This is a genomic window from Huintestinicola butyrica, assembly GCF_025567215.1.
GTDB classification, from domain to species: Bacteria; Bacillota; Clostridia; order Oscillospirales; family Ruminococcaceae; genus Huintestinicola; species Huintestinicola butyrica.
In genome coordinates this window covers 339,796-355,773 of record NZ_JAOQKB010000001.1, presented here as the reverse complement: position 1 = coordinate 355,773, position 15,978 = coordinate 339,796, and the positions used below count along the sequence as shown (strand labels likewise).

The 15,978-nt window shown below is 48.2% G+C and carries 16 protein-coding genes; 3 read left to right on the top strand and 13 right to left on the bottom strand.

Translation table 11 applies throughout. The features are described 5' to 3' along the window. The first annotated feature begins 7 nt into the window (after positions 1 to 7). The 3 genes from cls (at position 8) to OCV68_RS01615 (ending at position 3,386) form a co-directional block, all read left to right on the top strand. Positions 8 to 1,558, top strand: a complete 1,551-nt coding sequence (cls, locus tag OCV68_RS01625) for a cardiolipin synthase (protein WP_147622204.1) — start codon at positions 8 to 10, stop codon at positions 1,556 to 1,558. Between the two features lie 30 nt (positions 1,559 to 1,588). Further along, entirely contained in the window at positions 1,589 to 2,839 is a 1,251-nt protein-coding gene (locus OCV68_RS01620) for an AI-2E family transporter (protein ID WP_262570263.1), read from the top strand. 73 nt (positions 2,840 to 2,912) lie between these two features. After that, positions 2,913 to 3,386: a peptidylprolyl isomerase gene (locus OCV68_RS01615; protein WP_022474310.1), complete on the top strand. Its 474-nt coding sequence runs from the start codon at positions 2,913 to 2,915 to the stop codon at positions 3,384 to 3,386. 64 nt (positions 3,387 to 3,450) lie between these two features. Here the strand turns inward: OCV68_RS01615 and OCV68_RS01610 are convergent, their stop codons facing one another. The 13 genes from OCV68_RS01610 to rpmE form a co-directional block, all read right to left on the bottom strand. Further along, positions 3,451 to 4,023 carry an indolepyruvate oxidoreductase subunit beta gene (locus OCV68_RS01610; protein ID WP_022474311.1) on the bottom strand — a complete coding sequence of 191 codons (573 nt, stop codon included), beginning with the start codon at positions 4,021 to 4,023 and terminating at the stop codon, positions 3,451 to 3,453. Positions 4,024 to 4,038: 15 nt separating this feature from the next. Next, entirely contained in the window at positions 4,039 to 5,826 is a 1,788-nt protein-coding gene (iorA, locus tag OCV68_RS01605; protein ID WP_262570383.1) for an indolepyruvate ferredoxin oxidoreductase subunit alpha, read from the bottom strand. A 172-nt stretch (positions 5,827 to 5,998) separates the two neighbouring features. After that, a complete protein-coding gene (putP, locus tag OCV68_RS01600; RefSeq protein ID WP_262570261.1) occupies positions 5,999 to 7,537 on the bottom strand; it encodes a sodium/proline symporter PutP in 1,539 nt (512 codons plus the stop codon). Positions 7,538 to 7,813: 276 nt separating this feature from the next. Continuing rightward, positions 7,814 to 8,176: a DUF3795 domain-containing protein gene (locus tag OCV68_RS01595; protein WP_022474314.1), complete on the bottom strand. Its 363-nt coding sequence runs from the start codon at positions 8,174 to 8,176 to the stop codon at positions 7,814 to 7,816. A 16-nt stretch (positions 8,177 to 8,192) separates the two neighbouring features. Beyond that, entirely contained in the window at positions 8,193 to 8,774 is a 582-nt protein-coding gene (gene folE / locus OCV68_RS01590; protein ID WP_022474315.1) for a GTP cyclohydrolase I FolE, read from the bottom strand. Between the two features lies 1 nt (position 8,775). Further along, positions 8,776 to 9,438, bottom strand: a complete 663-nt coding sequence (queE, locus tag OCV68_RS01585; protein WP_262570382.1) for a putative 7-carboxy-7-deazaguanine synthase QueE — start codon at positions 9,436 to 9,438, stop codon at positions 8,776 to 8,778. After that, the gene (queD, locus tag OCV68_RS01580) at positions 9,428 to 9,865 is read right to left on the bottom strand and encodes a 6-carboxytetrahydropterin synthase QueD (protein WP_022474317.1); all 438 of its coding nucleotides are present in this window, start codon (positions 9,863 to 9,865) and stop codon (positions 9,428 to 9,430) included. The genes queE and queD overlap by 11 nt, the downstream gene beginning before the upstream one ends. Positions 9,866 to 10,081: 216 nt before the next feature. Next, positions 10,082 to 10,480, bottom strand: coding sequence for an RrF2 family transcriptional regulator (locus OCV68_RS01575; protein ID WP_147622214.1), 399 nt, complete (start codon positions 10,478 to 10,480; stop codon positions 10,082 to 10,084). A 26-nt stretch (positions 10,481 to 10,506) separates the two neighbouring features. Further along, entirely contained in the window at positions 10,507 to 11,586 is a 1,080-nt protein-coding gene (gene rpoD, locus OCV68_RS01570) for an RNA polymerase sigma factor RpoD (RefSeq protein WP_022474319.1), read from the bottom strand. 63 nt (positions 11,587 to 11,649) lie between these two features. Then, on the bottom strand, positions 11,650 to 13,404 hold the full coding sequence (gene dnaG, locus OCV68_RS01565) for a DNA primase (protein ID WP_147622216.1): 1,755 nt from the start codon (positions 13,402 to 13,404) through the stop codon (positions 11,650 to 11,652). 23 nt (positions 13,405 to 13,427) lie between these two features. Further along, positions 13,428 to 14,423, bottom strand: coding sequence for a deoxyguanosinetriphosphate triphosphohydrolase (locus tag OCV68_RS01560; protein ID WP_147622218.1), 996 nt, complete (start codon positions 14,421 to 14,423; stop codon positions 13,428 to 13,430). A gap of 93 nt (positions 14,424 to 14,516) precedes the next feature. After that, positions 14,517 to 15,146 carry a YigZ family protein gene (locus OCV68_RS01555; protein WP_262570258.1) on the bottom strand — a complete coding sequence of 210 codons (630 nt, stop codon included), beginning with the start codon at positions 15,144 to 15,146 and terminating at the stop codon, positions 14,517 to 14,519. Positions 15,147 to 15,385: 239 nt separating this feature from the next. Further along, positions 15,386 to 15,589, bottom strand: a complete 204-nt coding sequence (rpmE, locus tag OCV68_RS01550; protein WP_022474323.1) for a 50S ribosomal protein L31 — start codon at positions 15,587 to 15,589, stop codon at positions 15,386 to 15,388. Positions 15,590 to 15,978: the final 389 nt, after the last annotated feature.

Sequence of the window (15,978 nt, the reverse complement as noted above, 5' to 3'; positions counted from 1 at the left end):
GCAGAGCATGAGCAGTATCAAAATAAACTGGCGCCGCCTGATAGTCAACCGTATCCTCATAACAGCGGTGGCACTTATAGTTCAGGCTGCATGGATAGTGGTGAGCATTTTTGCTCTGGCGGAATATTCCCAGCCCATGAGCATTTTGCTGCGAATTATCAGCTTAGTGGCGGTGCTTTTCATTATCGGCAAGGAAGACAACTCCTCCTATAAGATAGTCTGGATAATACTTATAATGCTGCTGCCGTTCTTTGGCGGCATACTGTACATCTTTGCGGGCAACAAAAAGCCCTCAAAGCACATGAATATGCAGATAAACAACACTAAGGAAAAATATCTCACCCTGCTGGAGGACTCCCCTGCCGCAGATGAGCTGGAACGCAGGAACAAGCGTGTCAGCGGCATATGCAGCTATGTTCGCAGCAAAAGCGGATATCCCGTTTATTCGGGCACGGAAGTCACATATTACCCTTTCGGCGAGCGTATGTTTGAGGACATGATGAAAGCTATCAAAAAGGCGGAGCATTTCATTTTCATTGAGTATTTCATTATCCGCCCGGGCGTTATGTGGAACAGTATGCTTGAGGTTCTGGTGCAGAAAGCAAACGAGGGCGTGGAGATAAAGATAATCTACGATGATATGGGCTGCGTGGCTCTGCTTCCTCCGGGATATTTCAAGCAGCTGGAAAAGCTCAGCCCCAACATCAAGTGCATGGCGTTCAACCCTGTTGTGCCGTTCCTGTCGCTGGTGATGAACAACCGTGACCACAGAAAAATCCTTGTTGTGGACGGTCACACCGGCTTTAACGGCGGCATAAATCTGTCGGACGAGTACATCAACGTCACATCGCCCTACGGCACATGGAAAGACACTGGTGTTCGCCTGAGAGGCGACGCTGTTATCAATCTGACTGAGATGTTCATGGAAATGTGGCACACGTTCCGTGACACAGACGCAAAGGTGGATATGGAAAAATACTCTCCCTCACTTTACGGTCCCGAATATCACTCGGACGGATTTATCCAGCCTTTTTACGACTCTCCGCTGGACGATGAGACCATCAGTGCCAACGTTTATGCGGACATAGTAAACTGCGCTCAGGACTATGTTTATATCTTCACCCCCTATCTTATCCTTGACGACACCATGAAAAATGCCCTTTGCCTTGCCGCAAAGCGTGGCGTTGACGTAAGGATAGTCACCCCGGGAATACCCGATAAAAAGTTAATCTACCGCCTGACCCGTGCAAACTACAAGCCTCTGCTTAAAGCGGGGGTAAGGATATATGAATACACCCCCGGATTTATTCACGCAAAAAGCTTTGTCAGCGACGACAAGATAGGCGTGGTGGGAACCATAAACTTAGACTACAGAAGTCTGTTCCTGCACTTTGAGTGCGGCACGCTTATGTATGGCAGCAGTGCTGTGGAATCCCTGAAAAAAGACCACATAACCACAATGGACCAGAGCAGAGAGATAACCCTTGACAATATCAGGGACTATTATCACGGCACCATGTTTGACGCTCTGCTGAGAGTTATCGCTCCTCTGCTGTAACATTATAGGATGATAGGAAAGAAGGATAAAATGGAAAGAAATAACAAAAAACGTCTGCTGGCGTTTATACCTTACCTGGCGCTCACTGCGCTGGCAGTGCTGGGAATAATCAACATCAAATGGCTCATAAATGTGCTGGCGGGACTGTGGAACATTCTCTCGCCGCTGGTCATTGGCTGCGCAATGGCATATGTGCTGAATCTTATCATGCGCAAGCTTGAAAAGCTGTATTTTCCCAAGTCGGAAAAGAGGATAGTACAAGCCACAAAGCGGCCTGTATGCCTTGTATTGTCGCTGCTGCTCGTATTTATCCTGCTGGGGCTGGTAATGGGTCTGATAGTCCCCGAGATAGTGAATATCTTCGTTGTAATGGGCGAAACTCTCCCCGTTTACGGTGAGAAGATACGCAAGCTGCTGATGGAATATGACAGCCAGCTGCCTGTGGTGGGCGACTATATCGAGGAATATCTGCAAAACGGCGGAATAGACTGGAACACCATTCTTGCAAAGGCTGTGGAATTTGCCAAGAACGGTGTGGGCGGACTTCTAACCTCCACCATAAGCGTTGTGGCATCGGTAGTTGGCGGAGTGGTCAACTTCTTCATCGGGCTGATATTTGCCATATACATTCTTTACAACAAGGAAAAGCTTGCAAGCCAGATGAGCAGGCTCATGAAAAGCTATATGAAGCCCGAAAATTCCGCCCGCCTCACCTATTTTTGCTCAACGGCGGACAAGTGCTTTTCAAGCTTTATAGTTGGTCAGTGCACGGAAGCTGTCATACTTGGAGTTCTCTGCGCACTGGGCATGGCGATACTCAGGATACCATACGCCAGCACCATAGGAACGCTTATCGGCGCAACAGCGCTTATCCCCATTGTGGGCGCATACATAGGCGCTATAGTCGGAGCGCTTATGATACTGGTGGTTGACCCCATCAAGGCGCTGTGGTTCGTTATTTTCCTTGTTATTCTCCAGCAGGTGGAGGGAAATGTTATTTACCCCAAGGTAGTAGGCTCGTCGATAGGTCTCCCGGGAATGTGGGTGCTGGCGGCTGTTACCGTAGGCGGAGGACTGGGAGGTATCCCCGGAATGCTCTTTGGAGTTCCCGCTGCTGCCACCGTTTACAAGCTTTTACAGAACGATGTGAGAAGACGTGAACGGGCTGCTGCGGAAGAAGATCACGAGGCAGAGGAAGCACCTCAGGCAGAAGATAACACGGAAAATGAGCAGTCGGACAGTCATTCCGACAGTCACTCCGACAACAGCTCAGTTACTTGACAAAAATCTCTCGCTATGGTATAATTAAGCAAATTCAGGCAGAATTTCTGCCTATTCTGAAAGGAAAACTGAAATGGTTATTATTGAAATGGAAAACGGCAAGCAGATCAAGCTTGAGCTTTATCCCGATGTTGCACCCATCACTGTTGAGAACTTTGAAAAGCTCGTTAAGCAGGGCTTTTATGACGGACTTATCTTCCACAGAGTTATCAGCGGCTTTATGATACAGGGCGGCTGCCCCGACGGCACAGGCATGGGCGGTCCAGGCTGGCATATCAAGGGCGAATTTGCAGCCAACGGCGTAAAGAACGACCTGAAGCACACAAGAGGCGTTATCTCCATGGCACGTGCTCAGATGCCCGACAGCGCAGGCTCTCAGTTCTTTATCATGCACGAGGACGCACCTTACCTTGACGGTCAGTATGCGGCTTTCGGAAAGGTTATCGAGGGCATGGACGTTGTTGATGAGATCGCTGACACTGAGACTGATTACAGCGACAGACCTGTTAAGGAACAGAAGATGAAGAGAGTTTATATTGCTGACTGATATAAGCTTTAAATAACAGAACGGCGGCACCGAAAAATCGATGCCGCCGTTTTACTATATTATTTTACGCTATATCCACTGCCTTGAAATTCATTTCAAGGAATTTGGGATTAACTCTTTTTTCAATGGCATTTTTCAGCTCGTCGGCTGTTATGCCCAGTGCCCCAGACTTTGCTGCCGCAGCAAGAAGCACGATGTTCAGCACCTTGGGGGAGCCTATCTCCTCGCATATCTTCTCACCGTCGATAACGTGGATATCTGCGTCAAGTGAGCTGAGATAGTCGGTCATCTCTCTGCCGTCGGTATATGTGCCGCCCAGTGATGAAGTCACGGGCTTCACTGCTTTACTGTTCACGATGACTGTGCCACCCTTTTTAAGATATGATATGCACCTTACTGCTTCCGCAGGCTCAAAGGCGATTATCACATCGGCAGAGCCTTTGGGCACAAGGGGCGAAGCTATATTTTCGCCGATACGCACATGGCTCACGACGCAGCCGCCTCGCTGAGCCATTCCGATGGTTTCGGCGGTGCGCACGTCCATGCCCTTTTCCATTGCGGCAAATGCGATGAGCTTGGAGGCAAGGACTGTTCCCTGACCGCCTACGCCGCACAAAAGACAATTTTTATTATTCATAGCGTTATCCTTTCATCACTCGGAAATAATGGCTCCGCAGGGGCATATCTGCGCACAAAGTGAGCAGCCGAAGCAAAGGCTCTTTTCTATGGCGGGTCTGCCGTTTTCCATAACGATCGCAGGGCAGCCCAGTTCTCTTATGCACTTCTTGCAGTTTACACAGCTGTCGGCGATCTTAAAGCGCTTTGAGGGCTTGGTAACTGCTATGCAGGGCGATTTGAAGATTATTGCTTTCACGCCGGGAAGCTCCGCAGCGTGCTTTACGGCTTCCACTGCTGCCTTATTGTCCAGAGGGTCAACAGTCTCAACGGAGGTGAGACCGATGGCACGGAGTATCTTTTCAATGCTTATCTTCTCGCAGACATCGCCCATCATTCGCACGCCTGTTCCCGGGTGAGGCTGATGACCTGTCATTGCGGTGGTGGAGTTATCAAGGACGATAAGGATAATGTCAGTTCCGTTATAAACCGCATTTACAACGCCTGTTATTCCCGATGCAAAGAATGTGGAGTCGCCGATGAATGAGAAGTTCACTGCGTCAGGCTCAACACGGTGAAGTCCCTGAGCAATGGTAACGTCAGCGCCCATGCAAAGGCAGGTATCCACCATATCAAGTGGAGCTGCATTACCGAGAGTATAGCAGCCGATATCTCCGCTGAAAACTGCCTTTTTGCTTTTCATTGCCTGCTTTACGGCGTAGAACGACGCTCTGTGAGGGCAGCCTGCGCAGAGAACGGGAGGTCGGACGGGAAGTGCGGGGGCTTCGGGAAGCTTGCTTTCCTCCCCTGTTTCCAGACCGATAAACTTTGAAAGCACAGACTTTACCGACTCAACGGTGTTCTCCCCTGCGGGCTGAACATGACCGTCGAGCTTGCCGTGGATATTTACATTAAGGTGATATTTTCCGCAGATGTATGTAAGTTCTCTTTCAAGGAACGGGTCAAGCTCTTCTATGCAGATGACCTCGTCAAGTCCCTCCAGGAACTTCAGCGCCAGCTTTTCGGGAAATGGAAACGATGTACCTATTTTCAGGAGCTTGCATTCCTCATGCTTTCCGCTTGAAAGTGCTTCCGTGGTGTAGGCATAGCTGATGCCTGATGTGCAGATGCCCTTTTTTCCGCTGCCTGTAAGCTTATTAAAGGGGCTTTCGGAAAAGTAATCGCCTATCTGCGGATTTCTCTCCTCGATCTTGCAGTGATTGAGATATGATGTGCGTGGGAAGATGACCCAGCGCATGGTATCCTTTTTAAATCCGTCGGGAACGTGCTTATCATACTCAGCCTTTACGGGCACGGAAGCACAGCCGTGACAGACTCTTGTTGTGGGACGGAACAGCACGGGAGTTGACCATTTCTCGGACACTCTGTAGGCTTCCTCCATCATGTCATAGGCTTCTTCGGGAGATGATGGGTCGAACACGGGTATCTTTGCAAACTTGGCAAAGGTGCGTGTGTCCTGCTCGGTCTGTGAGGAAATGGGGCCGGGGTCATCGGCGCTGAGTATTACCATGCCGCCCTTTACGCCCACGTAAGCAAGGCTCATAAGAGGGTCAGAGGCAACGTTCAGGCCAACCTGCTTCATGGTAACAAGAGTTCTTGCACCCGCATATGAAGCGCCTGCTGCAACCTCAAGGGCTGCCTTTTCATTTACAGACCACTCAACATAAACACTGCCGTCATTGTTTTTGGCAACTGTCTCCAGCACCTCTGTGGAGGGTGTTCCGGGATAGCCTGCCACCACGTTCACACCTGCATGAACAGCGCCCCATGCGATGGCCTCGTTGCCCATAAGAAATTTCTTCATTTTTGACAAGTCGGATATCTTCCTTTCCTGCATAAATGCTTATTGAATATAAATATTATAGCAGAAAAAGGCAAAAATTGCAAGAGAGAAAATCGCCTGCAAAAAAAAAGGAAGCTGCCCTTCCCGATGTGTGCCGAGAAGAACAGCTTCCGCCTTATTATTTGATATAAAATTATTCTTCGCTCTTTGCAAGCTCAAACATATCTGTAACTTCCTTGAAGGGAGCCTTGTCTGCGAGAGAGACGCAAACGGTGAGGATCACGGAAACGATAACTCCGGGGATTATGGAGTAAAGGCTGTCTGCTGCGGGAACAATGTTGGGAAGGATATATTCCCAGATAACTACTGTTCCTGCGCCGCCGATGATACCTGCAACGGTTCCCTTGAGGGTAAGTCTCTTCCAGTAAAGCGAAAGGACGATCGCAGGGCCGAATGCTGCACCGAAGCCTGCCCATGCGTTTGAAACTATTCCCATAATGGAATCGTTGGGGTTAAGGGCAAGTATGCAGGCAATTACAGAAATAATGATTACGGAAATTCTGCTTATCCACATAAGCTTCTTTTCGGAGGACTCTTTCTTTACGATGATGGTATAGAAATCGTTGACAACAGCAGATGCGGTAACAAGCAGCTGGCTGTCGGCGGTGCTCATGATAGATGCAAGAACTGCCGAAAGGAAAATACCGCCAAGGAACGAGGGGAAGAGCTTCTTTACGGTAGTGATGAAGATAAGCTCCATCTCGGAGGAAGAAAGAACAACGCCCTGAGAATCAAGGTAAGCTCTTCCGACGATACCGATAAGGACTGCTGCGGTAAGGGAGATAAGCACCCATACAACTGCGATGATAGCAGACTTCTTAACGCTCTTGGTGTCCTTGATAGCCATAAATCTTACAAGAATATGGGGCATACCGAAGTATCCGAATGCCCACGCAAGGTTGCTGATGATATCAACGGGGCGCATACCCGAAACCATGGACATATATCCGCTTGTGTCTCCACCCTCGGAAACGATCTTGGGAATGCTGTTGAGCATCTCGGAGGAAAAGCCGGGAGTATTGCTGATAAGTGCAATGGGAAGTGCCACGATGGTTATTACCATGAGCATACCCTGAACAAAGTCAGTCCATGCAACGGCATTGAAGCCGCCGAGGAATGTGTATATGATGATAATAAGCGCTGAGATTATTACGGCAGCCTTGGTGTATGTCTCATTGGTGGGGTCAATATTGAATACCACCTGGAAAAGCTTACCGCCCGAAACGAATGCAGATGTGGTATAAACAAGAAAGAAGATGAATATTACCACTGCGCAGACCATTCTTACCACGGGGCTGTCGGTCTTGAAACGGTTCTGGAGATACTGGGGAATGGTGATGGAATCACCGCATACCTCGGTAAATCTTCTGAGTGGCTTTGCAACGAAAGCCCAGTTAAGGATAGTACCTATGGCAAGACCTATAGCTATCCAGTAGTTGCCCATACCTGTTGCATAAGCAGCTCCGGGGAGACCCATAAGCAGCCAGCCGCTCATATCGGAAGCCTGAGCCGACATTGCCGTTACCCAGCTGTTAAGACCTCTTCCCGCAAGAAAATAGTCGCTCATTTTCTTTGATTTGTTTGTAAAATAGAACCCGATGCCGAGCATTACGGCAAGATAAAGCAGAAACGCCAGAAGAACAGGCAGATCCGCATTTGCAAAAAATCCCATTATCCCAATCCTTTCATTTTTTATTGCTTTACCGTAAAAAGCACGAAAAAGCATAGATATAAAGATATTTTAACATATTTTGGGGATAAAAGTGTTAAGATTGAGTAAATATTATGCTTTAATACTAAGCACCAATTAAAAACTATACAAAAAATTGAGCATAATCTTGCGTATATGGATTATGCGATGATTTTTTGTCTATAGTTTTATTGGTGATTAGTATAAATGCGCATAAACTCATAAAAAAATGCCGCACACAAGGTACGGCATCGGAGCTTATTCGTCCTTATTTATGAGATTTTCGCAGGCCTTGTGCATTTCGCAAAGGCGGAACATCTGCTCGCTGTCCTGAGGAATGTACTGCTCTGTCTTAATGCAGGGAAACTCCTTGCACTCGGCGCAGAGGTTAACGTGCTTTTCCTTGCAGCACTTTCTTATCTCGCAGCCCTTGCCGAACTTATTGTGGTCGGCGGATACTGTGCGGCAGCCGTGACAGACGATATCCTTGGGATAGAATACCGCTCCCCCCATGGAATACTCATGGGCAAGGTATTTTCTCATGGTCTCGTCGTCCCTCTGGGTAGCTATGTAAACGGGACACTCGCTGCACATCATTCCGCAGCATGATACTATATCCATTGCGGTTCTCCTTTCATCACTTGCCGATACTCAGCTGCATCATCAAGCGGTTCTGCAGAGCTGTATCGTTCTGAAATCTTCCTCTAAGGGTCACGGTAGAGGTCTTTGACCCGGGTTTCTTTATTCCTCTTGCGGTCATGCAGCTGTGGTTTGCTTCAATAAATACCGCAATATCGCTGCTGCCGCTGGCAAGCTCCATTATCTCGGCAATATCGGAGCCTATCCTCTCCTGGAGCTGGAGACGTTTGCACGCCATATCGGCGATACGGGCTATTTTTGAAAGCCCCAGCACTCTGCCGTTGGGGATATATGCCACGGATATCTTCATATCGTACATAAGAGCCATATGGTGCTCGCAGTATGAAAATGCTTCAATATCCTTTACCAGAACAAAATCATCGCTGCCGCCCTGCTGCTCGAAGGACTTGTTGAACATTTCAGCTATCTCGGCATTGGAGTAGTTCATTCCCTCGAATACCTCGGTGTACATTCTTGCCACACGCTGGGGAGTTTCTTTTAAGCCCTCACGGTCGGGGTCATCGCCCAGAGCAATGAGTATTCCTCTGATATGCTCTTCTATGGCTTTTGTATCTATCATTTTACACACCTCTCTTGTTGGGGTCCCAGATGAATTTGTGCAGCTGGAGCTGGAAATTCACGCCGTTGAGCTTATGCTTCAGAATAAAATCCACCATTTCGACAGGCTCTATCTTTCCGAAAACGGGGCTGAAATAAACGTGACATTTATTGGTAAGGTCATACTTTTTTATGACTTCAAGTGCTTTTTCAAGATCATCGTGACTGCCTGCCACGAATTTAACAGTATCATACTTTGTGAGCCTGTCATAATTGGACATAAGCATATGCTTCTCCATGCCGCTGGAGGGCAGCTTGTAGTCCAGCGTAACGGAGGGACGGGGCGATATGCCGTCACAGACGGAAATATCGGCGCTGCCGTTGGTCTCTATCTCCACGGCGATATCCTCGTGGGAAAGCCTTTCAAGAAGCACACGGACGTTTTCAGCCATAAGCGGCTCGCCGCCTGTAAGGGTGACATTCTTTATGCCGCTGTCGGCTATGTATGCGGCTATCTCGTCCTCGGTCATAGGCTCAAAGGGCGTATCGGAGCCGTTTGCCCACATAGTATCGCAGTAGGAGCAGCGCAGGTTGCAGCCTGCCAGCCTGATGAACACCGCAGGCTGACCTGCCTTTGTGCCCTCGCCGTTGATACTTACAAATTTCTCGGCGACCTTAAATATCATTATCATCACCAGCTTCGTAAACTGCGCAGTTGTTGGGGGTCTCATAGACTGTCACACGCTTTACCCTGTAGCCGTCGTCACTGAGCAGGTCATAGATATACTTGGAGAAATTCTCGGCAGTGGGGCGGAAATCCACCTCTGTCAGTGCAAAATTCTCCTCTCTCAGCGCTTCGAGAGTTTTCTCTTTCAGTGAGCCTTTTTCGTAGATAAGGCGGTGGTCAAGGCTATCGGCGATCTCTTTAAGATCACGCTTCAGGTCTCCGAAATCAACTATCATTCCCCTTGTCTGACCCTCTTCGATAAGCTTCTCGGAGCATATCTCAGCTTCGATTATCCACCTGTGACCGTGGATATTGCTGCATTTACCGTTATAGCCATGAAGAAAATGAGCCGAATCAAATGCGGCTTCGGTTTTCAGAATATACATATCAACACCCTTTCAGCAAAAAAGCGGACAGGCGCATAAAACACCTGTCCGCCGCAAAAGCAAACAAATGTCCTGGTTTTGTTTTGTGTCAGACACTTTTTGCATCAGACACCGGCTGGATGGCACAAGCGAACAGCCCTTATATCATACCGTTTCATTATATCACGTATTCATCGGCGTGTCAATGGATAAATAAAGAACAGAAGGCGATATGTATCATTTCAGCAGATCTTCAAAATTGTACTCTGCAAGCTTTTTGCTGACAATATCGGTTATCTCGTTAAAGACCTTCTGATAACAGCAGCAGCCCTTTGCGCCTCTGGTACAGACAAACTCCTCCTCGTGGCAGCGATTGAGATAATAGCTGCCCTCAACCGTCTCGATAACATCGAGCATGGTTATTTCCGAAGGGGCTTTTGCCAGCTCATATCCGCCCTGCATTCCCTTGTAGGATTTTACAAGGCCTGCTGATACAAGCTTTCTCAGTATCTTCAGAGCAAATCTGAGACTGACTCCCGTGCGTTCTGATATATTTTTTGCGTCGATCCTTTTGTTTTCAGCCGACAGACAGCCGATTATTCTGACTGCATAATCAGACTCAAGAGTAAGACACATTTTCTTTTACCATTCCTTTCGGGATATCAATCAAGGAAATCCTTGACCTTTTTGCTTCTGCTGGGGTGACGGAGCTTTCTGAGAGCCTTTGCCTCGATCTGTCTGATACGCTCTCTGGTAACGTCAAACTCCTTGCCCACCTCTTCAAGAGTACGGGAACGGCCGTCCTCAAGACCGAATCTGAGACGGAGCACCTTTTCCTCACGCTCGGTAAGGGTGGAAAGCACCTCGCCAAGCTTTTCCTTGAGCAGGATAAGGGAAGCTGCGTCCGCAGGTGCGGGAGCATCATCATCGGGGATAAAGTCGCCCAGATGGCTGTCCTCCTCCTCGCCGATAGGTGTTTCCAGAGAAACGGGATCCTGTGCGATACGCATTATCTCACGTACTCTCTCAACGGGAAGATTAAGCTCTGCTGCGATCTCCTCGGGTGAGGGATCGTGACCGTTCTTGTGGAGGAGCTGGCTGGAAGCCTTCTTTACCTTTGTGATGGTCTCGACCATATGAACGGGGATACGGATAGTTCTTGCCTGGTCGGCGATAGCTCTTGTGATAGCCTGTCTTATCCACCATGTTGCGTATGTGGAGAACTTGAAGCCCTTGGTATGGTCGAACTTCTCAACAGCCTTGATAAGACCCAGATTACCCTCCTGGATAAGGTCAAGGAACTGCATTCCTCTGCCCACATATCTCTTTGCGATGGATACAACAAGTCGCAGGTTTGCTTCCGCAAGTCTCTGCTTTGCCTTTACATCGCCCTTTGCCATACGCTCGGCAAGCTGTATCTCCTCCTCGGGGGTAAGAAGAGGAACTCTGCCTATTTCCTTGAGGTAGATCTTTACGGGGTCATCTATTGCGATGCCCTCGGTGGAAAGCGCCATTCCAAGGTCGTCCTGAAGATTCAGGTCGGAGAGCGCAAGCTCGGACTCCGCATCAAAGTCCTCGATGATATCAATGTTCATGCTCTGGCAGTTGTCATAGAAGGAATCTATCTGGTCAACATCAAGATCCAGCTTCTCCATTACGTCGTTGATTTCGGTAGTGGTGAGCTTTCCGTGAGCACGGCCCTGCTCCATAAGGGTTTCCATAGCTTTTTCATTACCGGTCATATATTTTTACCGTCCTTTCGGGAATATTACTATTTTATCGTCGCTCATCGCAGCGTTAAAAGCTTATTTTTCATTTTTCAGCCTGTTCAGACGCTTTAGAAACTCATCGTCGGAAAGCGCAGCGGCAGGTGCAGCCGAAGCTCTTTTCTCATGACTGTTCCTTAGGGTGGTTATGTAATCCTCCGCAGCACTGCGGTTAATGTCTATCTGGCGGGCTTCCGACAATATATCGGTTATTTTGCCCATCTCATCGGCTGAAAATTCACTTTGCAGTGATAATATGTTAAAATCCGAAGATATCCTCATGCCGCTTATGAGCTTTTCGTACAGCTTTTTGTTGAAATCTGTCGCAAAAAAGTCAGCAGGCAGCCTGTCCGCCACATATTCAAGGTCATCGGGGTGGATAGTAAGGTATGCGATGATGCCACGCTCCGCCCGATATTCCTTTGGAAATGCGGCTGCCTGAGGGTCAGCACGGCGCTTGTCGGAGAATGTGCGGATATCCGTCCATTCCTGCTTCCTGCCGCTGTTTATCTTCTTCCTTATGACTGAATTTATCTGAGCGTCAAGGGCTTCACGGGAAATTCCCTGCTCCTTGGCGACCTTTGATACATAAACGCTTCTTTCCACAGGCGAGTTTATTGCCGCAAGCACGTTCACACACCGCTTGAGGTATTCCACACGACCCGTATCAGACTCGATATCAAGGTCGTTTTTGCACTTTGCCAGCTGGAAATTTATTGCGCCGTCGGAATTGTCAAGGAGCTGCTTGAACCGCAGAGCGCCGAATTTTTTTATAAATTCGTCAGGGTCCTTTGCTCCCTCCATTTTGATTATTTTAGTCTTTATCCCTGCCTCGCCCAGAAGATTTATGGCTTTCTGGGTCGCTGCCTGACCCGGCCCGTCCGAATCGTAGGCGATTATCACCTCGTCCGCATACTGGGACATGAGCCGTGCCTGTTCGGGTGTAAGCGCCGTTCCCAGCGTTGCCACCACGTTTTCAAAGCCCGCCTGATTTACGGCGATAACGTCCATATAGCCCTCTGCCAGAATGAGCCTGCGCTCCTCGGAACGCTTGGCAAAATTCAGTGAGAAAAGGTTGCGGCTCTTTTTGAAAACGGGAGTATCGGAGGAGTTAAGGTACTTGGGGCCTTCTCCGTCGATGATACGTCCGCCGAAAGCAATGACATTTCCACGCAGGTCGATTATGGGGAACATCACCCTGTCACGGAAGCTGTCATAAACGCCGCCTTTCTGGCTCTGCCTTGCAAGGTTTGCGGCAACTATCTCATCTTCACGGCAGCCCTGGGATTTAAGGTGATCCGTCAGCCTGCGCCAGTCATCCGGAGCATAGCCCAGACCGTATTTAGTGATGGTCTTGACCGAAAGCTTTCTTGAACTGAAATACAGCCGTCCTTTTTCGCCGTACGGCTCTTTCATGAGCACATGGTTAAAGTATCGGGCTGCCATTCGGTTTATTTCAAGGATACGGGCTTTCAGGCGGCTGAAATCGTTGTTTTTCGCATCTTCGGGCATTGACATTCCCGCACGCTCCGCCAGAAAGCGCACAGCTTCTATGTATTCAAGATTTTCCGCCTTCATTATAAAGGTGATAACATCACCCCCTGCGCCGCAGCCGAAGCAGTGAAAATACTGTCCCGCAACGTTTACATGACATGAGGGCGATTTCTCCGAATGAAATGGGCACAGGCAGACATAATCCCTGCTGCTTCGGTTAAGGCGCACATATGACGCCATCACCGACTCAATGGGATTATTCTGTTTGAGCTGCAATACAAAATCTTCGGGCAGTGGCATAGGTTCATTCCTCTAAATGCGAATCAGGTGAGCTTCCAGCTTTTGGGGATAAAAAGCTCATTGTAAAGGTTCACCGCATAAAGGTCGGTCATGCCCGACACATAGTCGCACACAGCCCTTTCCTTTGAAAAACGGTTCATTATATTGATGTATTCCTCAGGCATTTTGTCGGGGTATTTGATGAAATATCTGTACAGCTTTTCCACCAGCATTTTGGCCTTGTATTCCTCAGCCTTGGCAATGCTGTTGCTGTAAACGTGCTCGAACATAAAGTTCCGCAGCTCGTTGAATGCCTGCTGTATATCGTCGTCCATATGGATATCGGAAACGCCGTTTTTTACGATGGACATTATCAGCGTGGTGATGCGCTCGCTCTTGGAATGACCCAGCACATCTGTTGCGCTTGCGGGCAGCATATCCTCGGTGAGCACTCCGCCTCTTATGGCGTCGTCGATATCGTGGTTGATGTATGCGATCTTATCGGAAAGCCGCACCACGTAGCCCTCTTTTGTAACGGCTACCTTGTTGGTGTGGCAGGCGATGCCGTTCTTCACTTCATATGTAAGGTTGAGACCCATACCGTTTTTCTCGATATAATCCACGACCCTAACACTCTGAAGATAGTGCTTGAAGCCGCAGGAGCATATCTCGTTGAGCACCGACTCCCCTGCATGGCCGAAAGGCGCATGACCCAGGTCGTGACCCAGTGCAATAGCCTCGGTAAGGTCCTCGTTAAGGCGCAGGGCACGGGAAATTGTACGTGCTATCTGAGCCACCTCAAGCGAATGGGTAAGGCGTGTTCTGTAATGGTCGCCTATGGGATCAAGGAACACCTGAGTTTTATGTTTAAGGCGGCGGAAAGCATTGCAGTGAAGTATCCTGTCCCTGTCACGCTGAAAATCAGTCCTGATAGGGCACTGCGGCTCGGGGCGGACACGTCTGCCTGTATGCTTTGACGTGCAGGCGTCCTCACAGAGAGTACCCAGCTCGATTATTTCAAGTTCTTCACGAATCGTCATATACTCACTCCCCCGCTTTTATTTATAATAGTATATACTCACAAAATGGCGAAAAAACTTTTTTATATTTTTATTTTTGTCATTTTGCACAAATCAAGCAAAATTCTCAAAGCTTTCTTCGCCTTTGTGTACAGTTATTTTTCCGTTTGCCGTGTCGATAAGCTTTTCGGTAAGAGCATCGGTGAGAGCACTGCGGCATAAGAGCTTGACAGTTACATCGGTCTCAAAGACGGTATCGGTTATCTTCACCTCAAATTCGGGAAGAATATTCACTATCTTGCCGTAAAGCCCGTAATCCGACGTTATCTCCATAGGATAGCAGGAGCACATTTTTTTGCGCTCGGCAGCGTCAACAGCGATCTTTGCACTGTGGGAATATGCCCTCACCAGTCCTCCGCCGCCAAGAAGTATGCCGCCGAAATATCTGGTGACAACGCAGCAAACGTCCGTCAGCCCCTCCTTGCGCAGCACCTCGAAAACAGGCACGCCAGCAGTTCCCTGTGGCTCGCCGTCGTCGCTGTACCGTGTTATGCTGCCGTTTCGGAGGATATAGGCATATACGTTGTGAGTTGCCTTTCTGTGCCTGCCCCTTATCTCGTTGATAAAAGCCACGGCTTCCTCATCGGTCTCGGCATGGGTGATGTAGCCGATGAACTCCGACTTCTTTTCAATAAACGACGCTTCGGCATATCCGCCAACGGTATCATAGTCGGGAGTATTCATATAAAATATTCCTTTCTTGTATGGTTTTATACTAATCTTCAATCGCTCTATAGGCAAAGCCGACAGATGAAATAAGACCAGTCAAGGAAAGCGACCGCAGGCGGGCTTGTCGCCCGGCAAGGGAGCTTGACGAAGAATGGGCTTATTTCAGCCGAGGATTTGTCTATAGGTTGATTGAAGATTAGTATTATGTGATAAAAAATTCCGCCTGTGCAGTTCAAGCACAAGCGGAATCAAAATTACTTGTCCATACCGAAACGCTTCTTGAAGCGGTCAACACGTCCGCCTGTATCAACAAGCTTCTGCTTACCGGTGTAGAAAGGATGGCACTTGGAGCAGATTTCAACTCTGATGTTCTCCTTAGTGGAACGGGTCTTGATCACATTACCGCATGCGCAGGTGATAGTGGTCTCAACGTAGTTGGGATGAATTCCTTCTTTCATTACTGGGGCACCTCACTTTCAAGTATAATATGATGTACATAGCAGCCCATCACATTATCTCGGACAGTAGTGCTATGGAATAATCACAACGAAATTGATTATACCATATCCGTAGTAATTTTGCAAGGGTTTTCTCAATTTATTTGTAAATTTTTTGTTAAAACACGTTTCTATCAAGACTGTCTCGAAGCCATTGTCATAATTTTTGGCAACGTTTACATACTAAACGTTTGAAAACATCAAAGATATAATCAAAATCACGATTTGAAAAAATTCACAAATAAATTTCTCAAACCCCTTGCCAAAACTATATAAAAATGATATAATGACAAATGAAATGTGTGTGCATATTACTCAATGTATGCACAATGCACAAATTGTCCGTATCG